We start from the raw sequence: 24,167 nt of genomic DNA, 5'->3' as shown, positions 1-24,167 counted from the left end.
ATGCTCGCAATTGGTCAGCGCACAAGATAAACTGCAGTCGGCGACGACAGGCAATGGATGGATGTGATGAATAAGGTGGTACTGGAACATTATCCGGCATCTAGGTTGCCGGACGATATTCGCGGCGATCTGCCCAAGGAAGCATTGGTGCGCGTTGTGGTAGAGGCGGAAGAGAAGTCTTCCACCGACAGCCGTTCGCCATTTGCTTCGCTCTCTCCGAAAAGTGCACAGTCCGCGAATCTCAAGGCTCTCTTACGGGATCGCAGGGCGCACCCCGATAGATACGCCGGAACTGCCACGACTGAAGAGATCGTTGCCCGTATTCGTGAACTGCGCGATGAGTGGGATGATAGATGACCGCACCACGGGGCATCTATTGGGACACGAATGTCGTTGTCGCGTTGATGGAGCAAAGCGGCATCGTTCACGATCTTCTCTGGGCCATCTTAGAGATGATCGAGAAGAAACCCGTCTACGTCTCCACCAGCGCGCTGACCTTTGCCGAATTGAAGGTCAAACCGTTACAGCAGCAGAATTTCGAGCTTTTGAGAACCTATGAAGAATGGTCGTCGTCGCGTTCCTGGCTGGACATCTGGTCCATCACGCCGCCGATCCTTGATGGTGCGGCCTTGCTGCGGGCAACGCGTGGCGGTTTGAAATTGCCGGATGCGATCCACCTCGCTACCGCGCTTCATAGCCGTTGCACTCACTTCCTGACTGCGGACAAGGGGATCGGCGATATCACGGACCTTGTTCATCCCGTCTCGGGGCCGTTGGATATCACCCCTTTGACGATCCTTCGCCCCGATGAGCCCACTCTGACATCCCTCCTAAAAAGCATGGCCGAATGACCGAATCGCTGCTGTCAGTCCGCAATCTCTCCGTCGCCTTTCATCAGGGCGGGCAGACCTCGATCGCCGTCGATGGCGTCTCCTTCGATATCCGCAAGGGCGAGGTCGTCGCGCTGGTCGGCGAATCCGGCTCCGGCAAATCGGTTTCGGCTAATTCGATCCTGAAGCTCTTGCCATATCCGGCCGCAAGCCACCCTTCCGGGGAGATCCTATTCAAGGGCAAGGACCTCTTGAAGGCATCGGACAACGAGCTGCGCGCCGTGCGCGGCAACGACATCACGATGATCTTTCAGGAGCCGATGACCTCGCTCAATCCGCTCCACACCATCGAGCGGCAGATCAGCGAGATCCTGGCGCTGCATCAGGGCATGGTGGGTGAGGCCGCGCGCAACCGCACGCTGGAACTCTTGAACCAGGTCGGCATCCGCGAACCGGAGAAGCGGCTCAAGGCCTATCCGCATGAGCTGTCGGGTGGCCAGCGCCAGCGCGTGATGATCGCCATGGCGCTTGCCAATCGTCCCGAACTCCTGATCGCCGACGAGCCGACGACGGCGCTCGACGTCACCGTGCAGGCACAGATCCTCGAACTCCTGCGCGAGCTCAAGGGTCAGCATGGCATGTCGATGTTGTTCATCACCCACGATCTCGGCATCGTCCGCAAGTTCGCCGACCGGGTCTGCGTGATGACCAAGGGCAAGATCGTCGAGACCGGCACGGTGGAGGATGTCTTCACGCGGCCGCAGCATGATTATACTCGCCATCTCCTCGCCGCTGAACCACGCGGTGAACCACCCGCAAGCAATACGAACAAGCCCGTGGTCATGGAAGGCAACGATATTCGCGTCTGGTTCCCGATCAAGGCGGGCTTCATGCGCAAGGTTGTCGATCATGTGAAGGCGGTCGATGGCATCGATCTGAAGCTCCGCGCCGGCCAGACGCTCGGCGTAGTCGGCGAATCCGGCTCAGGCAAGACCACGCTCGGCCTCGCGCTCGCCCGGCTTATTTCCTCCAAGGGCCGTATCGCCTTCATCGGCAAGGATATAGCCGGCTATTCGTTCCGCGAAATGCGGCCCCTCCGCAATCAGCTGCAGGTGGTCTTTCAGGATCCTTATGGATCGCTCAGCCCGCGCATGTCGGTCGGCGAGATCATTGCCGAGGGGCTCAAGGTGCATGAGCGGTCGCTTTCGGCCGATGAGCGCGACAAGCGCGTCTGCTGGGCGCTGGAGGAGGTCGGCCTCGATCCGTCCACCCGCTGGCGTTTTCCGCACGAGTTCTCCGGCGGCCAGCGTCAGCGCATCGCCATCGCCCGTGCCATGGTGTTGAAACCGCGCTTCGTCATGCTCGACGAGCCCACTTCGGCGCTCGATATGAGCGTGCAGGCGCAGGTGGTCGATTTGCTGCGCGACCTGCAGCAGAAGCACGATCTCGCCTATCTCTTCATCAGCCACGACCTGAAAGTGGTGAAGGCGCTTGCCAACGAGCTGATCGTCATGCGCTTCGGCAAGGTCATCGAGCAAGGCGCATCCGCCGATATTTTCCGAGCGCCGAAAGAGGATTACACCAGGGCGCTTCTCGCTGCCGCCTTTAACATCGAGGCGGTGCCGACCGCCGCCATCCAGCAATAGAGACCATCATCATGCCGGCCAAAAGCCCCGTTCTCGTCGACCTCAAATTCAACCCCGAGACCGTCGCCAGGGCACTCGAAACCGCTTTTGCCGATCGCGGCAGCATCAATCTCGCTGACCCCGCCAGCAAGGGGCTGGATCTGAGGCATGTCGACTATGCGCTGCTGTGGAAGCCGGATGCAGATCTTTTCGAGCGCGCGCCCAATCTCAAGGTCATCTTCTCGGGCGGCGCCGGTGTCGATTCCATGATGTCGATTGCTGGTCTGCCTGACATCCCGATGGTCCGTTTCGTGGATCGCACTCTCACCACGCGGATGAGCGAATGGGTGGTCATGCAATGCCTGATGCATCTGCGCGATGTGCAGGGGCATTTCAGGAATCAGCGACAGCATGTCTGGGCGCCGCAGCATGGTCCGGAAGCCGCTGACGTTACTGTCGGCGTCATGGGCCTCGGTGTTCTCGGCTGCGATGCAGCCGCGAAATTGAAAGTTATGGGCTTCAACGTCATCGGCTGGTCCCGCAGCAAGAAAGAGATCGACGGTATGGAAACCTTCGATGCCGCCGGGCTGGATGCGTTTCTGGCACGTACCGACATTCTCGTCGGCCTGCTGCCGCTGACGGCAGAGACGACGGGAATTTACAACGCTTCGCTCTTTTCAAAGCTGCATCGCAACGGCCCGCTCGGCAAGGCGGTCTTCATCAATGCCGGCCGCGGCAAGAGCCAGGTTGCGGCCGATATCGCTTCGGCTGTTCGCACCGGCATCCTCGGCGGCGCCTCCCTCGATGTCTTCGCCGTCGAGCCTCTGGCTGCGGACGATCCGCTTTGGGACCTGGAAAATGTCATCATTACGCCGCATGATTCCGCTGTGTCTGACGAAAAGGCACTGATGCGCTACGTCGAGGAGCAGATCGCCCGCTTCGAACGCGGCGAACCGCTGCAGCATCTGGTAGATCGGGGTCGGGGTTACTAAGTCTATGGCGGTGGTCGGGGCCTTATGTCTCGGCTGGCGCCGGCAAAATGCGACGCATTTGCCCTGGTATCAATTTTCTTTCAGCGACTGGACTTTCGCTCAACATTTTTTGATAACAGGGCGCTACAACCGCATGCCGGCACGCCGCTGGCGAAAAGCATGACGTCCGCAGGGCAGGAGACGGGGCAGGAACGACATGACCAAGACGGATATCGCCACCCGCGTCTATAACCATACCTGGAAGCTTGATCCGATCATCCGCAGCCTGATCGACACGGATTTCTACAAGCTCCTCATGCTGCAAATGATCTGGAAGCTCTATCCAGATGTCGATGCCACCTTCTCGCTTATCAATCGCACCAAGAGCGTTCGCCTCGCAGAAGTGATCGACGAAAAGGAATTGCGTGAGCAGCTCGACCATGCCCGCACGCTCCGCCTCTCCAAGAAGGAGATGATCTGGCTGGCGGGTAACAGTTTCTACGGCCGCGCCCAGATCTTCGAACCGGAATTCCTCGCCTGGCTGTCGAATTTCCAGCTGCCGGAATACGAGCTATCGAAGCGCGACGGTCAATATATTCTCGACTTCCACGGCTCGTGGAAGGAAACGACGATGTGGGAAATCCCCGCGCTCGCCATCATCAACGAGCTTCGTTCGCGCTCGGCTCTAAAGGCGCTCGGCCCCTTCACGCTCGATGTGCTCTATGCCCGCGCCAAGGCCAAGATGTGGGAGAAGGTGGAGCGGCTGCGGGAGCTGCCCGGTTTGCGCATCTCCGATTTCGGGACGCGCCGCCGTCACAGCTTCCTCTGGCAGCGCTGGTGCGTCGAGGCATTGAAGGAAGGCGTACCGCACGCATTCACCGGCACGAGCAACGTGCTATTGGCCATGGATTCCGATCTCGAAGCCGTCGGCACCAATGCCCATGAGCTGCCGATGGTCGCCGCAGCACTTGCGAAAAACGATGAAGAGCTCGGAAAGGCACCCTACAAGGTGCTGCGTGACTGGAACCGCCTCTATGGCGGCAATCTGCTCGTCGTACTGCCCGATGCTTTCGGCACGGCTTCCTTCCTGCGCAACGCGCCGGAATGGGTGGCCGACTGGACCGGCTTCCGCCCCGACAGCGCCCCGCCCATCGAAGGCGGCGAGAAGATCATCGAATGGTGGAAGAAGATGGGCCGCGATCCCCGCCAGAAGCTGCTGATCTTCTCCGACGGCCTCGATGTCGATGCCATCATCGACACCTACAAGCATTTCGACGGCCGCGTCCGCATGAGTTTTGGTTGGGGCACCAACCTTACCAACGATTTCGCCGGCTGCGCGCCCACCGAACTCAAGGGCCTCAATCCTATTTCGATCGTCTGCAAGGTCATCGAGGCAAATGGCCGACCGGCCGTTAAGCTCTCGGACAATCCCCAGAAGGCGACGGGCGAGCCTGCGGAAGTCGAGCGTTATCTGAAGTTCTTCGGTGCAGAGGATCGCGTCGATCAGGAAGTGCTGGTTTAAGGCGTTTTCCGTCCGCAATGCGTAAAAGGTCTAGTGGCGGATCGCCGCTTCCATCCGGACGACGCGGCGAAATAGCGTCCAGCGGCCATTTTCCCAGCGATATTGATCCGGCGAAATAACGTAGGGCACGTCGCTGAGATCGGCGCTGATCAGCTCCAGAAGCTGCAGGCCCTCGATATCGTTCTCATGTGTGAAGAACACCTTGTCGCGCGACAGGAAGGCGGCGATCGGCGCGGCGCCACCGGATTGCTCCTGCACCTGCGCCCAGAAATTCGGCAGAAACGCAATGCTGGACTCGAACTGGCCGTCCACCTCGACATATTGGAACCGGCTGCGTTTGGCGATTTGAACGCCGGTCTTGGCAAGGAATTTCTGCAGGTTGGCTTGTGCTGTTTCGGCGAGTTCTCGGACATCGATGCCCCAGTCGTCGAGTGCTTCGGCCATCACGTAGTTGACCGTCGTTTCGCCGTTGACGACGAAGAGCTTGATCAGGTTTTCGGCCTCGTCGAGGTAGACGAACTGCGGCGGATTGGGCTCGTCCTTGGCGGCCTGCATCATCTGCTGCCGCGCAACCTCGACGAAATCGCGCGCTTTCAGGACCGGCAGGACCTTGGCGAGCTCACCGCTGTCGACCATGGCTTCCGTCATGTTGAGATAGTTGAGGAGCGCCTGCGCGCGTGCCGGCCCGCGCTTTTCGCGCAGCGCTAGCAGCGCATTGCTCAGGAATTTCGTCATCGTATCGCCGTTGCGGCTGTGCAGCGTCAGACTGCCGGCGGCAGCATCGTAATCGACGCGGATCAGATCTCCGAAGAACGGCAGGCGTTCCTGCAGATAGGCGGCAAAGGCTGCTTCATCCTGCAAAGCTTCGTCGGGAATGTTGAGATCGAGGGTTTTGGCAACGGCCGCGCTCTCGGGCTCCTGCATCGGATAGGGATGGCCGGGGCGCATTTCCGCGCGCTTGCCTCTGCCGAAGAGCCTTTTCAGGAAATTGAACACGCGCATCCCCGAGTACCGAACGGTATTGCTGTAGAACCTAGCGCGGCAGCCGCTGCGGGGCAATGGCGGCATGATGGGGGTGGGGGCCGTAAGTGCCTGCTTGCCCGTACAAAAAACGCGTATAGTCTGCAGGAGCGGGCCGAATGGTCAGATTGCGGGAAGGGCAGCGCAGATGAGAAATGTCGGGGGCGGCAGGTGGACGATCGGAGGCCTGTTTTTTTGTCTTTTTGCATTGGCTGCACCTGTGACTGCGTTCGCGCAGAATGCCGCTGCCCCACAGCCGGCCGCCCCGCCGCCCGACAAGGTTCGCGAGCTGATCCAGCTGATGAACGAGCCGGATGTCAGGCAATGGCTTACTGCGCAGCTCAATAGTCAACCGACACCCGCCAGCGATAAACCCGCAACCATCAGCGATCCGACGCCGACCGACGGCAATCAGATGTCGGTTCTATCAGGCATGCTCGGCCATACGCGGCATCACCTTGAGCTGGTCTCCGGCGCTGCGATGACGTTGCCCTATGAGGTCATGACCGCATCGGAAAAGCTGGAAGGCGAAGGCAAGTCGGTCGGCCTCGTGCGCATCATCATTCAGATTGTCCTGCTCTTCTTCCTGGGGTTGGCGGCCGAACTCGCCGTTGCACGCTTCATCAACACCAGGCATATGCAGCGCACCGAGAGGGCTGCCGGTACCGAGACGGAACTGCAGGCAGCGCGCTTCCAGTTTCTGGGCGGCGTCGTGCCCGCCATCATCCATGGCCTGGTGACGCTCGTTCCGCTTCTTGCCTTCGATTGGCCGCCAGCCATTGAAAATTTTGCCATCGCTTGCGTCATTGCGATGGTGTCGATCAGGCTGGCGATCTCCATCGGCAAGCTTGTCATGGAATTGATAGCGATGCGTCGCGCCAACGACGTTCTGGATGAGGACGGCGGTGCCGCCCGCATCGCCGAACGGCGGCGCGTCGCATCCTATTGGTATCGACGCTGCACGCTGTTTGCCATCTATTTTGCCTGCGGCTGGGCGATCATACAGGCCGTCACGTCGCTGGACTTTTCTGTCGGGGCGCGCGACCTCATCGGCTACGCCCTCGGCATCGGTCTGTTTCTGATCGCCACGGCTGCCGTGTGGTCCAGGCCTCTTCCGCCGGAAAAGCGGGGGGCGAAGACGATTTCCTGGCTGCTGACGATTTTCTTCGCGGCGCTATGGTGTCTCTGGGTGGCCGGTTTCGATGGCCTTTTGTGGCTCGGCATCTATGCGATATTGCTGCCGCGCATCCTCTCGGTATCGACGAAGGCAATCGAAGCCCTGCATGATGCAGCCGACGGCATCTTCGGCACCGGCAAGATCGCGGCCGTGTTGCTCGACCGCGGCTTGCGGGCGTTGATCATTACCTTTGCGGCTTTATGGCTCGGCCACATGCTGGGGGTCGAGGCGCATGCGATGATGAGCGGCAGCGAATCGAATGTCGGCCGCATCGCTCGCGGCATTCTCGGCGGCATCATCATTCTCCTGGTTGCCGATCTCGTCTGGCAGCTGGCAAAAACCTATATCGACGGCAAAGTCATGCAATCCCTCCCGGCCGCCGGCGAATCGGATGAGATGAGGGCGAGCCGCGCCCGGCTGCAGACGCTGCTTCCGATCTTCCGCAACATTCTTGCCGTCGTCATCGGCATCATTGCGGTCATGATGGTGCTGTCGGGCCTTGGCGTTCAGATCGGGCCGCTGATCGCCGGCGCCGGTGTTGTCGGCGTTGCGGTCGGCTTCGGCGCACAGACCATAGTCAAGGATGTCATCAGCGGTATCTTCTACCTCTGGGACGATGCTTTCCGCATCGGCGAATATATCGAAAGCGGCCATTACAAGGGCGTGGTGGAATCCTTCAGCCTGCGTTCGGTCAAGCTGCGTCACCAGCGCGGCCCGCTGGCGACGATACCCTTCGGCTCGCTCGGTGCGGTTAACAACATGAACCGCGACTGGGCAATCGATAAGATCATCGTCAAGGTGACCTACGATACGGATCTCGTGAAACTGAAGCGTATCATCAAGGACATCGGCCAGCGCCTGCTCGACGACGAGGAGCTGAAACCGAGCATCATCCAGACGCTGAAGATGAAGGGTGTCGAGCAGTTCGGCGATTTCGCGATCGAGATCAGGTTGGCCATCACCGCCAAGCCCGACGAGCTCTCCGTCATCCGCCGCAGCGCGCTGGCTTTGATCAAGCAGTCCTTCGACGAAAACGGCATCCAGTTCGCCTTCCCCACCGTGCAGGTGGCAAGCGACAAGGACGCCGCTGCCGCCGCTGCCCGGCAGCTTATCGAGATGCGGGCTGCAAACGTGGATGGCGCACAGCAGGCGAGCTAGAGCAATTCCAGCAAAAGTGCGAAGCGGTTTTGCGTCCGGAATTGCGTTAAACCAAAGAGATCGAGCGGTTCGGAGATTCCGTGAAAAGCTGAACCGCTCTAGATTCGGTCGGGTCTCGGCGCTGCCGTGCTGCCGCGTACGATCAGCGTGACGCCGATCATCTCGCGCTCAGCCGATACGGCATCGTGAAGAACGGCCTGCACCGCGCGTTCCGCGATCTCGGCAAAGGGCTGGGCCATCGTCGTCAAGCCCGGCTCCACCATGCCGCCCTCGGGCACGCCATCGAAGCCGATGACGGAGACGTCCTGCGGCACTGAAAGGCCCCGTGCCCGCAGCCAGTTGATCGCCAGAAGCGCGATGTTATCGGACATGGCGAGGATCGCCGTCGGCGGTTCCGGCGCGGAAAACAGGTAGTCAAGCCCGGCTTCGACGCTTGGCTTGTCGTTGAGCGTCTCAAAGATCGGCACGTTTTCGCGCCCAATTCCGAAGGCTTCGAGTGCCTGCCAATAGCCGAGTGCGCGATCGCGCGAGGTGGAATACATCGCCCGCCCGATCCCGGCGATGCTGACCGGCCCGACATGATCGTCCGAAAGCTCGGTCGCGAGCACGCCGAAACGCCTGTGGCCGAGTTCCGCCAGATGCCGGGCTGCAACGGCCGCACCACCAAGATTGTCAACGCTGATCGAGGGGATCGACGCATCTTCGTCATTCAGGGCGAGAGCAACGAAAGGCAATTGCCGCTCGCGCGTCAACTGAACCAGCTTTTCGCCGCCTTCCACGCAGAGCAGAATGAAGCCGTCGACCAACGCGCTCTTGATGTTCCAGTCGAGCTTGTGCCGATCCTTGGCCGAGACCAGGGCGAGACCTGTGCCGCTGGCATCGCAGACCTGGGACACAGCGGCTAGCAGCGCCCTGGCCCAGGGATCGTTGAAGAAATAGGAAAGCGGCTCGACGACGGCGACGCCGATGGCATTGACCTTTCCGGCCCGCAGCAGCCGGCCAGTCAGGCTCGGCCCGGCATAGCCAAGCCGCTTGGCCGTCTCGAGCACATGCTCGCGCACCTCTTCGCGCACCACTTCGGGCCGGCTGAAAACATTGGAGGCGGTTCCCTGCGATACGCCTGCCGCCTTGGCGACATCCGCCAGCCTTATGGTGCCTTTGGCCAATGAAATCCTCCATATGTTTCCGGTGGATACTAGCAATGAAGTTGTATCGGTTCAATTCTTCTTGACAGTCAAGTTTTGAGGCGTACGATTGAACCGATTCAAGAAAACAATGTGCAACCGGATTGAATCGATTCAAAAAATGAAAGGTGAACCAGTGCTGACCAATTATCTCTTCAAGGATCTTTATGATGAGCGATGGGGCGATCCCTGCAATCCGAATGCCGTCGATCCGCCTTCGGAACGTAGGGGTGAGGCTGACAAGCAGGGCGTAGTGAGCCGGCTTGCGCAATTTTTCCGCGGCCGGAAGCGACCATCGGCGTGGTCCTTCACGATTCCGAGCGAGACATCAGCCGCGGAGGGCGAAGCAGAGATCCAGCATCGCACCGGGTTAGAAGACCCGAAATTCCTGGCCATCGCCAAAGCCCTGTCGCGGAATTGCTAGAGCAACGCCATGAGTTGCTCCGACGGCGGCCTCAGAAGTTTTCCTTGTAAGGACGCAGATCGAGTTCCTGTGTCCAGGCAGAAGGATGCTGCCGGTGAATATGCCAGTAGCTCTCGGCAATGGCATCGATGTTCAGCAGCCCATCGGCATCCGCATCCGGCCGGCGCGAACGTAGCCGCTCGCCGTCTATGCCGCCATCGATGATGGTGTGGGCGACATGAAGGCCGAGCGGTCCGAATTCCCGCGCCATGCTCTGGCTGATCATTCGAAGACCGGCTTTGGCAGCGGCGAACTGGGCGAAACCCGCCTTGCCGCGCAGGCTCGCGGAGGCGCCGGTGAAGATCACGGTGCCGCGGCCGAGCGGCGCCAAATGCCGCGCGGCCTCACGGCCGACGAGGAAGCCGCCAAAGCAGCAGACACGCCAGAATTCCTCGAACAGAGCGGCCGTCAGATTACGAAAACCGATCTGGCGATTGATGCCGGCGTTGAAGACGACGAAGTCAGGCGCGACAATATCGTCTCGAGCGGTAAAGGCATGATCGAACAGCCGGATGACCGCAGCTTCATCCGTGGCGTCCGTTTCGATCGCCTCGGCACTGCCGCCGGACGCCTGGATGGCAGCCGCCACCCGATCGATCTTTGCCGCCGTCCGGCCGGCAATGACGACATGATAGCCCTTGTCTGCAAGAAGCCGGCAGAGTGCCGCCCCCAGCCCCTGTTCGGCTCCTACTCCGACGATGATAGCGCTCGGCGTGCTCATTCGGCGGCCTCCCTGGCATCCAGCGTCGGATAATCGGTGTAACCCTCGGCACCGCCGCCGTAGAAGGTCGGGCGATGATAGAGATTGAGCGGGGCACCGAGACGAATGCGCTCCGGCAGGTCGGGATTCGCGATGAAGAGACGACCGAAGGCGATGGCATCGGCATGGCCGGCGGCAAGTGCTGCCTCGGCAGTATCCGGCCGGAAATTGCCTGCGGCGATCAGCGTGCCGGACCAGGCGGGTCGAAAGAGTTCCGCAGCCGAGGGTACATTCTTGTGGTCGACCTCAGCCTGACCGGCACCGCTGGCGCGCGGCTCGATCAGATGCAGATAGGCGAGATTGAGGCGGTCCAGCTCACGAATGACATGGCCGTAGAGACGCAATGGATCGTCCTCGCCGCTATCATTGGCGATGCCGAAGGGCGAAAGGCGCGCGCCGACGCGATCCGAACCCCAAACTTCGGACACCGCCTCGACCACCTCAAGCAGCAGCCGCGTACGATTCTCGATCGAGCCGCCATATTGGTCAGTGCGCTGGTTGGTGCGGGCCTGCAGGAACTGTTCGATCAGATAGCCATTGGCGCCATGAATCTCGACGCCGTCAAAGCCCGCCTGCTTGGCATTGGCGGCAGCCTGGGCATAGACGTCGATCAAAAGCGGCATCAGGTCGATGTCGATCGCCTGCGGCGTCTCGAAGGGAACGCGCTCGAAGGAAGCGGTAAACGCATCACCCTTGGCGGCAATGGCTGAAGGAGCGATCGGCGCCGCTCCGCCCGGCTGGTGTGAGGAATGGGAGATGCGGCCGACATGCCAGAGTTGCAGGAAGATCTTGCCGCCCTTGCAATGAACCGCATCCGTCACGGCCCTCCAGCCGGCGATTTGTTCGGCCGTGTGGATGCCCGGCGTTGCCGGCATGCCCTGACCTGCTCGGGAAATCTGCGACCCTTCGGAAATGATGAGCCCGCCTTCGCTGGCGCGCTGGGCGTAATATTCGGCATTCAATGCCGAAGGCACATTGCCCGGCTGGCTCGCCCGCATGCGGGTCAGCGGCGCCATGATGACGCGATGCGCAAATTCATAAGGGCCAATGGAAAGAGGCGAAAACAAAGTGGCTGTCATAAAATTCTCCTGCCTGGAGCAAAATTGCTCCCCGGGGCGGAAGGGCCTGTCAGCGGCGATTCGGTCTCGGGAGCTCGAATAAGATGATGATCATCATTTATCCGAACGATCGGACGTGCGCAACTGAATCTGCCGTCAGGCTGAAATCGTTGCAAGAAAGCCGAGCAGGGCGGCGTTGAACTGCGCCGGACGCTGCAAGGGGGCAAAATGGCTGACGCCGGGCAGAAGGATCAGCTTCGCGCCTGGAATGTGCCGCACGAGATAATCGGCATGCTCCCGCTTAATGAACTCGTCATGCTCGCTTTGCACGATGGCGACAGGCACATTGATCTCCGTGAGATCTTTGACCGTGTAGTTCGGCTCGGTCCGCTGCATCAGGCCAACCGCTTCGACGAAAGCATCGAACTCGCTGGGTGTGGCGGAGAGGGCGGCATAATCCTTCGTATGGCGGGAGAAGCAGCGCTCAATGATCGGCGTCGCCACGAATTCCTTAGTACCGCTCGGGTCCATGTTGCAGGCAAAGAAGAAGACACCGGAAACGCGTTCCGGATGGGTTTTTCCAAGCACCATGCCGATACAGGCGCCGTCGCTCCATCCGGCGATTGCCGCCTTGTCGATCTTCAGCCTGTCCATGACGGCGAGAACGTCTGTGGCCATGAGCTCGTAGGTATAAGGCCGCTCGTCGCGTGTGCTGCGGCCATGGCCGCGGCTGTCGATGACGATAGGCTGATGGCCAGCGTCGATGAGCGCGGGTACTTGGTAGCCCCAATTGCCGCTGTTTCCGAGCCCGCCATGCAGGAGGATCACCGGAGCGCCGCTGCCATAGGAGGCATACCAGATACGCGCGCCATCATGATCGACATGGCCTTCCGCCTCGGTATGCGGCAAGGGAGCGGCCCCTTCGGCTTCGAAGCGATGAAGCTCGTCGTCGTGAAATTCCATACCCATCCCCCATTTGCGCCGTCTCTCCCCGACAGCCACGTGGCGAGACTAGTCGATCCCAACGCGTCTTTTCAACAGGCTACGGTCATATCGTTGCCAGATGCTCGAAAAGATCGCGGGCCGGCGACGGAAGCTCTTCGAGGGAGCGGGCGCAGAGCGAAAGCCGACGCGTCGCCCACCGGTCGGTGAGACGGAGGGCCGCAATTTTCGCGGATCGGCTGCAGCGCCGCGCCGCCGCTTCGGGCACGATGCCGAGGCCGATACCCTGGCCCGCCATGTCGCAGATGGCTTCAAATGTCCGCATCCGCACCCGCGTTTTCAATCGGCTGCCGAGTTGGGCCGCCTGCGCGTCGATGTGATCCTGCAGCGCTCCGCCGGCAAGTCCGATGAAATGCTCATGCAGGATCTCCGTGAAAGCAATCTGCTTTGCCGCTGCCAGCGCATGACCGCTAGATATCACCACCACCAGCCGGTCGATCGCGAAGGATCGCAATGTCAGGCCAGAGGTATCGGCCGCGTCCGACAGGATACCGATCTCGGCCAGCCCGGCCGAAACGGCTCGGGCGATCTCGATGCTCTGGCGCTCCTTGAGATCGATGTCCGTTCGCGGGTTTCTCGCCATCCATTTGGCAAGGCGCGGCGGCAGGTATTCGACGATCGCCGCGGTGTTGGCGAGAAGCCGGACGGTTGCGCGCAGGCCGCTTGCGTGCTCGCCAAGCTCGCCGCGCATTTGCGTGAGCTGCCGCTGGATCAACCGGGCATGATGGGCCAATGCCTCACCGGCGAGCGTCGGACTCACGCCGCGTCGCCCGCGCTCCAGAAGCCGTACGCCGCCATTTGCCTCCATGTCACGCAGCCGCTCGCTGGCGGCCGGCAGCGAAAGCCCGACATCGGCCGCTCCATGCGTGATGCTGCCGGCATCGACGACGGCGAGGAAAAGGCGAAGGTCGGTCAGATCGAAGCGCATGACGTGCAGATTACCGCATGTCCAGTCTTCGGAATAGCCGAAGGCTGTCTTCGCATCATCCGCATTGTGCCAGTCTTTGTCTCTGCTACTGAAAGGGCATGATGGATCATTCGATATGGCTTCTCGCGGCGATCTTCGCGACCTTCTTCATCGCCGGCATGGTCAAGGGCGTCACCGGCATGGGGCTGCCGACCGTGGCAATGGGCGTGCTGGGCACACTGATCTCGCCGCTAACGGCAGCGAGCCTCCTGATCGTGCCCTCCTTCGTCACCAATGTCTGGCAGCTTCTGGCCGGTCCGAGCTTTGGTGCGCTTGCGCGTCGTTTCTCTCTCCTGGTCAGCGCCATCATCGTCGGAACCTTCGCCGGCTCATATCTGCTCGCCGCTGGCGATACGCATATGACCTCGGCAGGACTGGGAGCGGCCCTCCTTCTTTATGCTGGTTACGCCTTGCTTGCCCGCCAGCTTCGTGTTCCGCAGACACTGGAACCGCTGCTGTCGCCGGTCATCGGCACGGTCACAGGCCTCTTGACGGGCGCGACCGGCGTTTTCGTCGTGCCGGCGGTGCCCTATCTGCAGGCGCTCGGGCTGGAAAAGGAAGATCTGATCCAGGCGCTCGGCCTTTCCTTCACCATCTCCACGGTGGCGCTGGCCGGTGCGCTCGCCTGGCATGGCGCTTTCCGCATCGACAATCTCGCACTCTCTGCCCTTGCGATCGTGCCGGCGCTCGCTGGCATGTGGGCCGGCCAGGTCATCCGCAAGCGCGTCAGCCCGGCCACTTTCCGCCGCGGGTTTCTGGTCTGCCTTCTGGTGCTTGGCGCCGAGATGATCGTCAAAGCCGCTTTTTGAGGCGGTCTCATATTGCTGGGTTGCCTTGCAGGTACCCATATGCTTCCGAGTTTGTTTCAAGGTGAGGCCTGACCGATCGATGGAAAGAGAGCAGCAGGAGATTTCCGATGTCCGTCCGCCGGCCGATGCCCTGCTTGTTGTCGACGTGCAGAATGCTTTCATGGAGGGGCCGAGTGCGGTTCCCGGCCATGCCACCTTGAGAGCGATGGTCGAACTCCTGCTGGATAAGGCACGGTCGGCATGGGCGCCGGTGATTTTCCTGCAGAACGATGGTCCGCCCGGTGCACTGGATGAGCCGCTTCAATGGGGGTGGAAACTCCATTTTCCGCCGTTATCTGGGGAGGTGGTCATCAGGAAAACGGAGGATGATGGCTTCGACGGCACCGATCTTGACGCCATTCTGACCGCTTTCGGCGCGAAGCATCTGGTGATCTGCGGCTTGCTCTCGGAAATGTGCGTCGCCGCAACGGCGCGGGCGGCGCTTGAGCGCGGCTATGGCGTGCTGCTGCCGCATGATGCGCACGCCACCTATGATGTTCCGGCCGGGCCTGGCTCCCAGGGCGTGCCTGCCGCCATGGCGGCAAGGGCGGCGGAATGGTCGCTCGGCGACGAGATCAGGATTTGCGCCTCAGCACTGGACGTTCGCTTCAAACAGCGGACTTAGCCGCAGCCCTGCTTCATCACAACAGGCCACCCTTGAATGTCGGATCGAATCGTAATAACTGAAGTTACATGAAACGCGATAGCCGACTTTCTTCCGTTCTCCACGCCTTGCTCCACATGGCCGAGCAGGATGGACCATTGACCTCCGAAGCCCTGGCGCAATGCATGCACACCAATCCTGTCGTCGTGCGTCGTACCATGGGGCTATTGCGCGAGGTGGGCATTGTCCATTCCGCCAAGGGGCACACTGGCGGCTGGACGATTGCGGCCGATCTCAAAAGCGTCACGCTGCGCCAGTTGCATGAGGCACTCGGCGAACCGGCCGTCTTTGCCATCGGCAATCGCAACGAAACGCCGGAATGTCTGGTCGAGCAATCGGTCAATTCCGTCCTCGATGATGCTTTTGCCGAAGCCGAGGCCTTGCTCCTCCAGCGCTTTGAAAACGTCACACTTGCCGATCTCGCCGCCGAATTTGCGCGGCGTCACACGCAATGGCGCTCAGAAGGGGCTTTATCATGACCTATGACGTCATCGTCATTGGGGGCAGCTACGCGGGAATGGCGGCCGCCCTCCAGCTTCTTCGTGCCCGCCGCAAGGCGCTTGTCATCGATGCAGGCAAGCGCCGCAATCGTTTTGCCCGGGAATCCCACGGATTTCTTGGGCAGGATGGCGTCGACCCCGCCGAGATCGCCCGCAAGGCGCGCGAGCAGCTTTTCATCTATCCGACGCTGACCTGGATCGAAGGCACTGCCCAGAAGGCCGAGGGAGAGAAAGATGGCTTCGTCGTCACAACGGTAGACGGAGCGCGCCATGATGGCCGGCGCCTGCTTTTCGCAACCGGCGTCTCCGATGCCTTGCCCGAGATCGGGGGACTTGGCGAGCGTTGGGGCAAAAGCGTCTTCCATTGCCCCTATTGCCATGGCTACGAGCTCGATCAAGGCCGCATCGGTTGCATCGCCACCGGCCCGGTGTCGCTCCATCAGGCGCAGTTGCTGCCGGAATGGGGAGACGTGACGTTCTTCCTCAACGGCAGCTTTGTCCCCGATGAGGTGCAGCGCGCCGATCTTGCCGCACGTGGCGTGACGATCGAGGAAACGCCCGTCGCAAGGCTGGAAGGAGAGGCCGACGTGCGGCTCACCGATGGACGCCTGCTGCCGTTTGCTGGGCTCTTCACTGCATCGCGCGTGTCGCCCTCAAGCACGATTGCGGAACGGCTCGGCTGCGCGTTGGAAGAAACGCCTTTCGGCACGCAAATCCAGACCGATGCCACGAAGGAAACCACCGTGCCGGGCGCCTTTGCCTGCGGCGATGCCGCTCGCATCCCGCATTCGGTGTCGCTTGCCGTCGGCGACGGCGCCTGGGCAGGTGCGCAATTACACCGGTCGCTGGTGTTCTAAGCTTCGGTTCGAAGGACTATTCGTCTGCCGAACACGGGCGTTCTTGTCCTATTCCGCTTCCGGCACCTTCAAGATAATTGTTTCGTCCGGGCCGATGGATCTGCCGTCCTGCGCCCGTATGTCGAGCTGCACCGGCTGTCCCGTTGCCCGGTCCACCAGCAGCGAATGCTCTTCCGCCGGCGCAAAGAGATGGCGCTCGCCGAATTGGCGCAGCGCCACCATGACCGGGAAGAGATCCTTTCCCATCGCCGTCAGCCGATATTCCATGCGCGAGCCGCCTTCGGTTGTTGGCACAAGCTCGAGGATGCCGCTCGCGACAAGCGTGCGCAGGCGCTCTGTGAGAATATTCTTGGCAATCCCCAGGCTCTTTTGAAATTCGCCGAAGCGCGTCAGCCCATCGAAGGCATCGCGCACGATCAGGAGCGACCACCAGTCGCCGATCACGTCGAGCGAACGCGCGCTCGGGCAATAGTCACCCTTCAGGCTTTTCCGCGCGACCATCGGCTCAGCCTTTCCGGTCTTTTGTCCGCAAAAATGGTTGCATGATTAAACCAATAATGTTACTCGATCGTTGGTTTCATTATTAAACCGAAGAATCGGGAGTTTTGCAATGACGATCGATCAGAACGCGCCGCCGGCCGGCAGCGCGAAGGACGTTCTGCGCCCTCATTCCTCACGAGAGGGTTCGTTTAAGGGCGCCGAATACTCCGCAGAGGCCAGTTCGCCGCTGACGCGAGCGACGATTTTCCTGTTTGCCGTCGCGAGCGGCCTCGCTGTCGCCAATGCCTATTTCGCCCATCCGCTTCTCGATGTCATGGCCGATGATCTGAAGCTCTCGCGCACGGTGGCCGGCCTCATCGTCGGCGCAACACAGCTCGGCTATGGGCTCGGCCTGATCCTGCTGGTGCCGCTCGGCGACCTTGTCGACCGGCGCAAGCTCATCATCGTGCAATTGCTGCTGAGCGTGGCGGCCCTCATCAGCGTCGGCTTCTCGTCCAATGCGGCGATGCTGCTCGCCTCTATGGCCGCCGTCGGTTTTCTGGCCGTCGTGACACAGGCGCTGGTCGCCTATGCGGCGAGCCTCGCGCATCCCGCGGAGCGCGGCCATATCGTCGGCATGGTCACAAGCGGCATCGTCCTCGGCATCCTGTTGGCGCGCAGCGTTGCCGGCACGCTGACCGATTTCTCCGGCTGGCGGGCCGTCTACATCGTCTCCGCCATGCTAACATTGGTAATCACACTTCTCCTCTGGCGCGTGCTGCCGAGGCAAGAGAAGCCGAGGCGCGGACTTTCCTACGTCGGCCTCATCCGCTCGTTGGGCACTCTGCTGATTGAAGAACCGGTCCTGCGCATCCGCGCCGTGATCGCCATGCTGATCTTCGCCAATATCACCACGCTGCTCGCCCCTCTGGTGCTGCCGCTGACCGCGCCGCCTTACTCGCTGTCTCACACCGAGGTCGGCCTGTTCGGCCTGGCCGGAGCGGCGGGCGCGCTCGGCGCCGTCAGGGCAGGGCGCTGGGCCGACCGTGGCCATGGCCAGCGCACGACGGGCATAGCGCTTGCACTGATGCTCGTTGCCTGGCTACCGATCTCCATGCTGGATCGCTCGATCCTCTGGCTGATCCTTGGCGTGCTCGTTATCGATTTCGGCCTGCAGGCGGTGCATGTCACCAATCAGGGCATGATCTATCGCGTCAGGCCCGATGCGCAAAACAGGCTGACCGCCGCCTATATGGTCTTCTACTCCATCGGCAGCGCAGTGGGATCATCGACAGCGACGATCATCTATGCCCATGCCGGCTGGCCGGGCGTGTGCCTCTCCGGCATTGCGATTAGTCTCGCAACGCTGCTTTTCTGGGCGCTGACATTGCGGGCAACGCCCAAGGTGGCGACCCAGAGCGTCGGCTAGCTTTCCAGCGTTTAGGCTTGCTTGATCAGAATCCTCGGCAACTATTCTTCCAGTAAGGAGAGAACCGCCCGAATCCGCGGCGGAATCGGTCTTATCGCCGGATAGAGCGCATTGAGATCGAAGCCCGGCACGGTAAAGCCGGGCAGCAGACAGATCAGTCTGCCATCGGCGAGATCCTCGGTGCAGACCGGCTCCTGCAGCACGCCGATACCGGCGCCATCCATCAGCAGGCGGTGCAGCGGCCGCCAATGGCTGGTGCTCAAGGTGATATCGACGGCGGCAAGTTCGGTCTGTCCGTTCGGATCGATCAACGGAAGCCGGCCGTTGTTGAACAGGCCGGAGACCCGCAGGAAGGGGTGGTCGGCAAGCTCATCGGGCGTCGTCGGCGTCCCATGCTCATCGAGATAGGCAGGCGATGCCACCAGCACGCGGCCGACATGGCCGAGCTTGCGGGCAATGAAGCTGCCCTCGTCGAGATCCCCCAGGCGCAGCGAGATGTCGACGCCCTCCGTCACGGGATCGACGATCCTGTCGTTGAGGATCAGGTCGATTTTGAGCAGCGGATGATGCTTGCGCATCTGCAGCAGGATCGGCGGAAGGATGATCTCGCCGACACCATGCGGTGCTGCGATCCTGAGCGTGCCGCGCAGTGACTGATCGCCATCCACGACGGCCAGCGCATCGTTGGCACTTTCGAGCACCTGCTTGCTGCGCTCATAAAAGGTAGCACCGACATCGGTGACGGAAAGCTTGCGGGTGTTTCTAAGCAGCAGCCGCGCGCCGAGATATTGCTCCAGCCGATCAATCCGCTCGCTGACGGCAGGCTGCCCCATGCCGAGATCGCGGGCAGCGGCCGACATGCTGCCTCTTTCCACCACCCTGACATAGACGCGCATCGCCATCAATAGATCCATGTGCGCCAATATATCGGCTCAGCCGATAAATGTAAGTGGATGATGCCATCTAGCCGGTGGATGTTCGATCACCGAAAACGACGCGTGTTTCCGCACGCAATCGCAAATCACAGGTCAGGCTTATGAGCGACATCAGGCTTTATATGTTTCAATCGGGCACGCAGCGCTGCAAGGCTCACGACATCAGGATGAACCAGGGCGGCGGCGCCGATTACGAAATTCCGGTTCCCTGGTTTCTGCTGACGCATCCGAAGGGCAATGTCATTATCGATGGTGGGCTGGCGGCGGAAGGTCTGGCCGATCCGCGCGGCTATTGGGGCGATGCGGTCGACAGCTATCAGCCCTTCATGACCGAGGAGCAGGGATGCGTTGCGCAGCTGGCGAAGCTCGGTCTATGCAGCGAAGACATCCGTTTCGTCGCGCTGTCCCATCTGCATTCCGACCATAGCGGCGCGATCGGCCGCTTCCCCAACGCGACCCACATCGTCCAGCGCCGCGAATATGAATATGCCTTCGCGCCGGACTGGTTCGCCGCCAGTGCCTATGTTCGCCGGGATTTCGATCGTCCCGGCTTGAAATGGCACTTCCTGGAGGGTGCCGCCACCGATGGCTACGATCTCTATGGTGACGGCGTGCTGCGGATGATCTTCACGCCGGGCCATAGCATCGGCCACCAATCCTTCCTCGTACGGCTCCCGAAGACGGGCGCAATATTACTGACCGTCGATGCCGCCTACACGCTCGATCACTGGAACGAAAAGGCTCTTCCTGGCTTCATGGCTTCCGCCGTTGACACGGTGCGATCCGTCGGCAAGCTTCGCACGCTTGCCGAACAGACCGATGCGATGGTGGTGACGGGGCATGATCCCGAGGCATGGCCTCGGTTCAAGCAGGCCCCGGCCTATTACGATTGAAGGCGTATCCTGTCGATCAGCCCAGGCCGCCTGATGGCGCTTGTTCCGTATCGAAGAACTGTGCCCGATGTTGGCGAACCCATTCCTCAATGCCTGTCGGCTTGAAATCCTCAAGGTCGGCTTGCGGCTTGAACGGCGCGGCCAGCATCGCATCCGCCTCTTCCCGATGCGATGCGAAGAAGCGGAATTTCGAGGCGACGCGGCGCCCTGTTCCCGGCCCCATCGCAGCATCGACATCCCGCTCGAACTCGTCGAGCGGCCGTTGGCGATAGGTGATGAGGCGACCGAGTCCAGCACCGATCCGCGAGACGAGTTCGTTTCCATCAACGCTTTCCGGCCCGGCAATGCGATGATCGCCGGAGGTGATGCCACGTTCCAGAAGGGTAATGGCGGCCCGGGCGCAATCATCGACCGAGGTCCAGGCGATACGCTGGGCTTCGGCAATCGGCGGCGCGAAGATCCCTTCGCCAACAATGTCCTTGCGCGCTGATGGCTTCAGGAGATTATCGAGATACATGGTCGGGCGGACGATTGCGAAGGGCAGGCCTGACGCGCGGACCACATCTTCGAGCATTGCGTTGGCAACAAAGCTTGGCTCCTGGCAAGGTGCCGGGCGGCTGGCGCTGGCGAGTTTGAGGATAAGGGATTTCAGGCCTTGGTCGAGAGAAGCGGATATCGCATTATCCGCCTGGATGCGCATGTCGCCTTGTGATCCGATCGGAATCTGCAGCACGGCGTGGGTGATGCCGGTGCTGGCGGCGCGAAGCGAAGCCGCGTCGCGAAGATCCCCCTCGACAAGCTCGACGCCGAGGGCCGAGAGTGTGGAGGCGCGTCTTCGGTCTCGCACAAGTGCGCGGACCTTGAAGCCGCGCCGAAGTGCTGCGTGAACGACTGCGCTGCCTTGGACGCCGGCGGCGAGATAGACAAGGATGGGCTGAGACTGATCGATAGTGGACATGGTACGGCTCCTTCGAACATGGTCTGCTGAGGGAGCATCGTCTAATGGCTACCGTGCAGACCCGAAACGCGCACGAGGCGCAGGGACTGTCGGGGTATCCGCGCAAGCGCGGAACAGAGCTTCTCCATGAGGGAGAAGGGCCTGGGCCTACCGAGACCAAGCCAGCCATTTTCGACGACGGGAATTTAGGACGCCTTCCTCGCCGCCGTCAATCGAAAGATGAGCGAGTGACGGTTGGTTGCGCCAAGCATATCCTTATGGTCGGGGCAGCAGCGATCTGATCCGCTCGGCATCGTCAGGCGTTGCCGGATTGTAGACAATCATGCTGAGATCCGTCCGGCCGTCGACCGAAAAGGCCGAATACTCGAATGCCAGTGGGCCGAGGATGGGATGGCGTATATGTTTGACGGCTTCGGTATGGGTGCCAGGAACGTCGTTTTCGCGCCACATGGCCCTGAATTCCGGGCTGATGCGGCAAAGTTCCGCCACGAAAGGCTCGATTTCACTCGATGCGCCTGCGCGCGCCGCATCGACACGGAATGCGCCCAGCGCGAAACGGGCGACGCTTTCCCAATCATATTGCACGGCGCGCGCACGCGGATCGAGAAAGATATAGCGCAAAATGTTGCGTTCTTCCGGTGGCAGCGATCCGTAATCGATCAGCATCACGGGTGCTGCCCGGTTCCAGGCGATGACGTCCCAGGTGGCGGTCCGGATAATGGCGGGGCTCGGCTCCAGCGCATCGAGCACGCGCTGCAGCCGCGGCGTAACGCCATCATTTTTGCGGTAACGCGCTTCTGGCGGACGCCCAAGGCCAAGCAGGAACAGGTGCTCGCGCTCCACTTCCGTCAGCATCAGCGCGCGGGCGATCCGGTCGAGCACGTCGGCGGAAGGCGCGCCGCCGCGGCCCTGTTCCAGCCATGTGTACCAGGTCGGGCTGATATTGGCGCGCTGCGCCACTTCCTCGCGCCGAAGTCCGGGCGTGCGCCGCCGTTCGCCGGCAAATCCCAGGGCGGATGGGTCGAGTTTTGCGCGGCGGTCCCTCAGATAGGTCCCGAGCACGTTTTCGGTTTCGATGAGATCGGTCATCCTGTTAGTGTCTTTACTATGATAAGGTCACTACTTTACCAGAATAAACGATAGGCACAGATTTGTCTCCGACGAAATAAGGAGACAATGCATATGCGTATATTCGTTACCGGTGCGACCGGAAATGTCGGATCGCGTGTCGTCAGGGAATTGATCGGTGCGGGCCATCAGGTGCTCGGCCTTTCGCGTTCGAAGGAAAAGGCGGTCGCGCTCGCTGCTGCCGGCGCCGAAGTTCTTCACGGCACGATCGAGGATGCGGAAATCCTGAAAAGCGGCGCCTCGCAATCCGACGGCGTTATCCACCTTGCCTTCAACCACGACTTCACGAGATTCGTCCAGAATTGCGAGGATGATCGCCGGGTCATCGCAACGCTGGCCTCGGCACTTGCCGGTTCCGCCCGCCCGCTGGTCATTACCTCGGGCACGCCGATCGCCAACACGGTGCCGGGCGAGCCGGCCAGAGAGGATAACCCGATTGCCGGTTCCGACATGCATCCGCGGGCAGCCTCCGAAGAAGCGGGAATCCTGGCAAGCGAGATCGGGGTCAATGTCTCGGTCGTCCGGCTGCCCCAGGTGCATGATCCGGTCAGCCAGGGCCTTATTACGCCCTTGATCCAGATATTCCGGGAAAAGGGTGTCTGCGCCTATGTGGGAGACGGGCTCAGCCGCTGGCCGGCGGCGCATTTTTCCGATGTCGGCCGTCTTTACCGCCTCGTCGTCGAGCGCGCCGAACCGAATGCCAAATATCACGCGGCCGCCGAGGAAGGCGTGCCCATGCGCGATATCGTCGAGACGATCGGGCGGCGCCTGAACCTCCCGGTCAAATCCATCGCCAGGGAAGAGGCGCAGGATTATTTCGGCTGGCTCGCCATGTTCGCCGGCCGCGACATGCCGGCCTCCAGCGCCAAGACCCGGCAGAAGCTGGGTTGGGAACCCACCGGCCCGACGCTGCTTCAGGATCTTGCAGAGCTGCAGGTCTCCGCCGCGTGATACCGGCGCCATCGGCCACGATCCGCGGGATGGTCGATGGTCCGACGGACCATGTATTCGAAGACCCGGCCGACCCTTCGGCCGGGTTTCGTCTTTCAGGCTGCGATCCAGAAAACTTCAAAGTCAGACATACGGCGTCCCGGCAAGAGCGGCGTCGACACCGGCAAAGCCGCGCTCCATGACGCCAAGCAGAGCGGCTTGAGGATCTCCTTTTTCCCGAAAGACGCGCAGCGCCTCGCCATAGGCGGTCACCAGCGTCGCCATCAGCATTGCGCCTGCAAGATGTGCATCCGCATCGGAGCGCGGCCGGCCCGCCGCGTCGGAGAGCATTCCCGAGAGATCGTCAGCAAGCGTCACCTGCAGCCCGCGTGCATATGCCGTCAGCGTCGGGCTCTCCGCCACCATGCGCCAGAACTGGATGGGTCGTTCCGTGATCCTGAACAGGGGATGCTGCGTCCCCACCAAGTCCCGCATCAGCGCCTGAAAGGCGCGGACCGGCGGCGCTCGGCCGCGATGGGCGATCGCCTTGCGCACCAGTTCCCGCACCTCATCCTCGCGATCGAAGACCAGATCCTCCTTGCGGCGGAAGTAGTTGAACACCGTCTTCCTGGCGACCTCCGCTTCGTCGGCGATATCGGCGACGGAGACTTTGTCGAAGCCATGTTCGACAAACAGGCGTGTCGCGACGTTGGAGATCGCTTGACGCGTCATCTCCTTCTTGCGGTCCCGGAGTTTGATTTGGTTTGACATGACGATATTTATACCATAAGTAAATTTATACCGAGTG

General features: G+C 61.3%; 25 protein-coding genes. 14 read left to right on the top strand and 11 right to left on the bottom strand.

Annotation, left to right across the window (positions count from 1 at the left end):
• Window positions 1–66: 66 nt before the first annotated feature.
• The 5 genes from AC13RC_RS18675 to pncB all read left to right on the top strand — a co-directional run bounded on the left by AC13RC_RS18675 (window position 67) and on the right by pncB (window position 4,948).
• Window positions 67–357 carry a hypothetical protein gene (locus AC13RC_RS18675; RefSeq protein WP_145633886.1) on the top strand — a complete coding sequence of 97 codons (291 nt, stop codon included), beginning with the start codon at window positions 67–69 and terminating at the stop codon, window positions 355–357.
• Window positions 354–851 carry a PIN domain-containing protein gene (locus AC13RC_RS18670; protein ID WP_113351486.1) on the top strand — a complete coding sequence of 166 codons (498 nt, stop codon included), beginning with the start codon at window positions 354–356 and terminating at the stop codon, window positions 849–851. The genes AC13RC_RS18675 and AC13RC_RS18670 overlap by 4 nt, the downstream gene beginning before the upstream one ends.
• The gene (locus AC13RC_RS18665; RefSeq protein WP_488558077.1) at window positions 848–2,476 is read left to right on the top strand and encodes an ABC transporter ATP-binding protein; all 1,629 of its coding nucleotides are present in this window, start codon (window positions 848–850) and stop codon (window positions 2,474–2,476) included. Before AC13RC_RS18670 ends, AC13RC_RS18665 begins: the two co-directional genes overlap by 4 nt.
• Before the next feature lie 11 nt (window positions 2,477–2,487).
• Window positions 2,488–3,447: a 2-hydroxyacid dehydrogenase gene (locus AC13RC_RS18660; protein WP_113351484.1), complete on the top strand. Its 960-nt coding sequence runs from the start codon at window positions 2,488–2,490 to the stop codon at window positions 3,445–3,447.
• 196 nt (window positions 3,448–3,643) lie between these two features.
• Entirely contained in the window at window positions 3,644–4,948 is a 1,305-nt protein-coding gene (gene pncB, locus AC13RC_RS18655; protein ID WP_113351483.1) for a nicotinate phosphoribosyltransferase, read from the top strand.
• 30 nt (window positions 4,949–4,978) lie between these two features.
• Here the strand turns inward: pncB and AC13RC_RS18650 are convergent, their stop codons facing one another.
• Window positions 4,979–5,950 carry a DUF1444 domain-containing protein gene (locus AC13RC_RS18650; protein WP_488558076.1) on the bottom strand — a complete coding sequence of 324 codons (972 nt, stop codon included), beginning with the start codon at window positions 5,948–5,950 and terminating at the stop codon, window positions 4,979–4,981.
• A gap of 166 nt (window positions 5,951–6,116) precedes the next feature.
• Here AC13RC_RS18650 and AC13RC_RS18645 point away from each other — a divergent pair, with 166 nt between their 5' ends.
• Window positions 6,117–8,303 (top strand): mechanosensitive ion channel family protein, encoded by a 2,187-nt coding sequence (locus AC13RC_RS18645; RefSeq protein ID WP_113390803.1) that lies wholly within the window; start codon window positions 6,117–6,119, stop codon window positions 8,301–8,303.
• Between the two features lie 98 nt (window positions 8,304–8,401).
• Here AC13RC_RS18645 and AC13RC_RS18640 read toward each other — a convergent pair whose 3' ends face one another.
• Window positions 8,402–9,469: a LacI family DNA-binding transcriptional regulator gene (locus AC13RC_RS18640; RefSeq protein WP_488558075.1), complete on the bottom strand. Its 1,068-nt coding sequence runs from the start codon at window positions 9,467–9,469 to the stop codon at window positions 8,402–8,404.
• Window positions 9,470–9,557: 88 nt separating this feature from the next.
• Between AC13RC_RS18640 and AC13RC_RS18635 the strand changes: the two genes are divergently transcribed.
• Entirely contained in the window at window positions 9,558–9,911 is a 354-nt protein-coding gene (locus tag AC13RC_RS18635; RefSeq protein WP_488558074.1) for a hypothetical protein, read from the top strand.
• 31 nt (window positions 9,912–9,942) lie between these two features.
• On the opposite strand, the gene AC13RC_RS18630 is transcribed toward AC13RC_RS18635, so the two are convergent.
• The 4 genes from AC13RC_RS18630 to AC13RC_RS18615 all read right to left on the bottom strand — a co-directional run bounded on the left by AC13RC_RS18630 (window position 9,943) and on the right by AC13RC_RS18615 (window position 13,698).
• Window positions 9,943–10,671: an SDR family NAD(P)-dependent oxidoreductase gene (locus AC13RC_RS18630; protein WP_488558073.1), complete on the bottom strand. Its 729-nt coding sequence runs from the start codon at window positions 10,669–10,671 to the stop codon at window positions 9,943–9,945.
• On the bottom strand, window positions 10,668–11,789 hold the full coding sequence (locus tag AC13RC_RS18625; protein ID WP_488558072.1) for an alkene reductase: 1,122 nt from the start codon (window positions 11,787–11,789) through the stop codon (window positions 10,668–10,670). The genes AC13RC_RS18630 and AC13RC_RS18625 overlap by 4 nt, the downstream gene beginning before the upstream one ends.
• Window positions 11,790–11,924: 135 nt before the next feature.
• Entirely contained in the window at window positions 11,925–12,731 is an 807-nt protein-coding gene (locus AC13RC_RS18620; protein ID WP_488558071.1) for an alpha/beta fold hydrolase, read from the bottom strand.
• Window positions 12,732–12,816: 85 nt separating this feature from the next.
• On the bottom strand, window positions 12,817–13,698 hold the full coding sequence (locus AC13RC_RS18615) for a LysR family transcriptional regulator (protein WP_488558070.1): 882 nt from the start codon (window positions 13,696–13,698) through the stop codon (window positions 12,817–12,819).
• Between the two features lie 98 nt (window positions 13,699–13,796).
• Here AC13RC_RS18615 and AC13RC_RS18610 point away from each other — a divergent pair, with 98 nt between their 5' ends.
• The 4 genes from AC13RC_RS18610 (at window position 13,797) to AC13RC_RS18595 (ending at window position 16,606) form a co-directional block, all read left to right on the top strand.
• Entirely contained in the window at window positions 13,797–14,546 is a 750-nt protein-coding gene (locus tag AC13RC_RS18610; protein ID WP_488558069.1) for a sulfite exporter TauE/SafE family protein, read from the top strand.
• Window positions 14,547–14,625: 79 nt separating this feature from the next.
• Complete coding sequence (locus tag AC13RC_RS18605) at window positions 14,626–15,210, top strand: isochorismatase family protein (protein WP_488558068.1); 585 nt, start codon at window positions 14,626–14,628, stop codon at window positions 15,208–15,210.
• Window positions 15,211–15,278: 68 nt separating this feature from the next.
• Entirely contained in the window at window positions 15,279–15,728 is a 450-nt protein-coding gene (locus AC13RC_RS18600; RefSeq protein WP_488558067.1) for an RrF2 family transcriptional regulator, read from the top strand.
• Window positions 15,725–16,606, top strand: a complete 882-nt coding sequence (locus tag AC13RC_RS18595) for an NAD(P)/FAD-dependent oxidoreductase (protein ID WP_488558066.1) — start codon at window positions 15,725–15,727, stop codon at window positions 16,604–16,606. Before AC13RC_RS18600 ends, AC13RC_RS18595 begins: the two co-directional genes overlap by 4 nt.
• Window positions 16,607–16,654: 48 nt before the next feature.
• On the opposite strand, the gene AC13RC_RS18590 is transcribed toward AC13RC_RS18595, so the two are convergent.
• Complete coding sequence (locus tag AC13RC_RS18590) at window positions 16,655–17,107, bottom strand: winged helix-turn-helix transcriptional regulator (protein WP_113351472.1); 453 nt, start codon at window positions 17,105–17,107, stop codon at window positions 16,655–16,657.
• Between the two features lie 109 nt (window positions 17,108–17,216).
• On the opposite strand from AC13RC_RS18590, the gene AC13RC_RS18585 reads away from it, so the two are divergent.
• A complete protein-coding gene (locus AC13RC_RS18585) occupies window positions 17,217–18,515 on the top strand; it encodes an MFS transporter (protein ID WP_488558065.1) in 1,299 nt (432 codons plus the stop codon).
• A gap of 41 nt (window positions 18,516–18,556) precedes the next feature.
• Here the strand turns inward: AC13RC_RS18585 and AC13RC_RS18580 are convergent, their stop codons facing one another.
• The gene (locus AC13RC_RS18580) at window positions 18,557–19,417 is read right to left on the bottom strand and encodes a LysR family transcriptional regulator (protein WP_488558064.1); all 861 of its coding nucleotides are present in this window, start codon (window positions 19,415–19,417) and stop codon (window positions 18,557–18,559) included.
• Between the two features lie 134 nt (window positions 19,418–19,551).
• Here AC13RC_RS18580 and attM point away from each other — a divergent pair, with 134 nt between their 5' ends.
• Window positions 19,552–20,343 carry an AttM family quorum-quenching N-acyl homoserine lactonase gene (attM, locus tag AC13RC_RS18575; RefSeq protein ID WP_488558063.1) on the top strand — a complete coding sequence of 264 codons (792 nt, stop codon included), beginning with the start codon at window positions 19,552–19,554 and terminating at the stop codon, window positions 20,341–20,343.
• Window positions 20,344–20,359: 16 nt separating this feature from the next.
• Here attM and AC13RC_RS18570 read toward each other — a convergent pair whose 3' ends face one another.
• On the bottom strand, window positions 20,360–21,301 hold the full coding sequence (locus AC13RC_RS18570) for an SDR family oxidoreductase (protein WP_488558062.1): 942 nt from the start codon (window positions 21,299–21,301) through the stop codon (window positions 20,360–20,362).
• Window positions 21,302–21,556: 255 nt separating this feature from the next.
• Window positions 21,557–22,390 carry a helix-turn-helix transcriptional regulator gene (locus AC13RC_RS18565; protein ID WP_113391007.1) on the bottom strand — a complete coding sequence of 278 codons (834 nt, stop codon included), beginning with the start codon at window positions 22,388–22,390 and terminating at the stop codon, window positions 21,557–21,559.
• A gap of 93 nt (window positions 22,391–22,483) precedes the next feature.
• On the opposite strand from AC13RC_RS18565, the gene AC13RC_RS18560 reads away from it, so the two are divergent.
• Window positions 22,484–23,380, top strand: a complete 897-nt coding sequence (locus AC13RC_RS18560; RefSeq protein ID WP_488558061.1) for an SDR family oxidoreductase — start codon at window positions 22,484–22,486, stop codon at window positions 23,378–23,380.
• A gap of 123 nt (window positions 23,381–23,503) precedes the next feature.
• On the opposite strand, the gene AC13RC_RS18555 is transcribed toward AC13RC_RS18560, so the two are convergent.
• Complete coding sequence (locus tag AC13RC_RS18555; RefSeq protein ID WP_488558060.1) at window positions 23,504–24,091, bottom strand: TetR/AcrR family transcriptional regulator; 588 nt, start codon at window positions 24,089–24,091, stop codon at window positions 23,504–23,506.
• Between the last annotated feature and the right edge of the window lie 76 nt (window positions 24,092–24,167).

The sequence above is a fragment of the Martinezella sp. CNPSo 3890 genome, assembly GCF_057784455.1.
Note: the sequence above shows the minus strand (reverse complement) of the source record. Positions and strands in the feature narration are given on the sequence as shown.

What these genes read in the sequence shown, in the direction of transcription:
- AC13RC_RS18665 (WP_488558077.1), top strand. Translation starts at nt 848, where the DNA reads ATGACCGAATCGCTGCTGTCAGTCCGCAATCTCTCCGTCGCCTTTCAT.
- AC13RC_RS18660 (WP_113351484.1), top strand. Translation starts at nt 2,488, where the DNA reads ATGCCGGCCAAAAGCCCCGTTCTCGTCGACCTCAAATTCAACCCCGAG.
- AC13RC_RS18605 (WP_488558068.1), top strand. Translation starts at nt 14,626, where the DNA reads ATGGAAAGAGAGCAGCAGGAGATTTCCGATGTCCGTCCGCCGGCCGAT.
- AC13RC_RS18630 (WP_488558073.1), bottom strand. Translation starts at nt 10,671, where the DNA reads ATGAGCACGCCGAGCGCTATCATCGTCGGAGTAGGAGCCGAACAGGGG.
- AC13RC_RS18555 (WP_488558060.1), bottom strand. Translation starts at nt 24,091, where the DNA reads ATGACGCGTCAAGCGATCTCCAACGTCGCGACACGCCTGTTTGTCGAA.
- AC13RC_RS18580 (WP_488558064.1), bottom strand. Translation starts at nt 19,417, where the DNA reads ATGGCGATGCGCGTCTATGTCAGGGTGGTGGAAAGAGGCAGCATGTCG.
- AC13RC_RS18565 (WP_113391007.1), bottom strand. Translation starts at nt 22,390, where the DNA reads ATGACCGATCTCATCGAAACCGAAAACGTGCTCGGGACCTATCTGAGG.
- AC13RC_RS18615 (WP_488558070.1), bottom strand. Translation starts at nt 13,698, where the DNA reads ATGCGCTTCGATCTGACCGACCTTCGCCTTTTCCTCGCCGTCGTCGAT.
- AC13RC_RS18610 (WP_488558069.1), top strand. Translation starts at nt 13,797, where the DNA reads ATGATGGATCATTCGATATGGCTTCTCGCGGCGATCTTCGCGACCTTC.
- AC13RC_RS18560 (WP_488558061.1), top strand. Translation starts at nt 22,484, where the DNA reads ATGCGTATATTCGTTACCGGTGCGACCGGAAATGTCGGATCGCGTGTC.
- AC13RC_RS18570 (WP_488558062.1), bottom strand. Translation starts at nt 21,301, where the DNA reads ATGTCCACTATCGATCAGTCTCAGCCCATCCTTGTCTATCTCGCCGCC.
- AC13RC_RS18670 (WP_113351486.1), top strand. Translation starts at nt 354, where the DNA reads ATGACCGCACCACGGGGCATCTATTGGGACACGAATGTCGTTGTCGCG.
- AC13RC_RS18585 (WP_488558065.1), top strand. Translation starts at nt 17,217, where the DNA reads ATGACGATCGATCAGAACGCGCCGCCGGCCGGCAGCGCGAAGGACGTT.
- pncB (WP_113351483.1), top strand. Translation starts at nt 3,644, where the DNA reads ATGACCAAGACGGATATCGCCACCCGCGTCTATAACCATACCTGGAAG.
- AC13RC_RS18600 (WP_488558067.1), top strand. Translation starts at nt 15,279, where the DNA reads ATGAAACGCGATAGCCGACTTTCTTCCGTTCTCCACGCCTTGCTCCAC.
- AC13RC_RS18650 (WP_488558076.1), bottom strand. Translation starts at nt 5,950, where the DNA reads ATGCGCGTGTTCAATTTCCTGAAAAGGCTCTTCGGCAGAGGCAAGCGC.
- AC13RC_RS18675 (WP_145633886.1), top strand. Translation starts at nt 67, where the DNA reads ATGAATAAGGTGGTACTGGAACATTATCCGGCATCTAGGTTGCCGGAC.
- AC13RC_RS18595 (WP_488558066.1), top strand. Translation starts at nt 15,725, where the DNA reads ATGACCTATGACGTCATCGTCATTGGGGGCAGCTACGCGGGAATGGCG.
- AC13RC_RS18620 (WP_488558071.1), bottom strand. Translation starts at nt 12,731, where the DNA reads ATGGAATTTCACGACGACGAGCTTCATCGCTTCGAAGCCGAAGGGGCC.
- AC13RC_RS18625 (WP_488558072.1), bottom strand. Translation starts at nt 11,789, where the DNA reads ATGACAGCCACTTTGTTTTCGCCTCTTTCCATTGGCCCTTATGAATTT.
- attM (WP_488558063.1), top strand. Translation starts at nt 19,552, where the DNA reads ATGAGCGACATCAGGCTTTATATGTTTCAATCGGGCACGCAGCGCTGC.
- AC13RC_RS18590 (WP_113351472.1), bottom strand. Translation starts at nt 17,107, where the DNA reads ATGGTCGCGCGGAAAAGCCTGAAGGGTGACTATTGCCCGAGCGCGCGT.
- AC13RC_RS18645 (WP_113390803.1), top strand. Translation starts at nt 6,117, where the DNA reads ATGAGAAATGTCGGGGGCGGCAGGTGGACGATCGGAGGCCTGTTTTTT.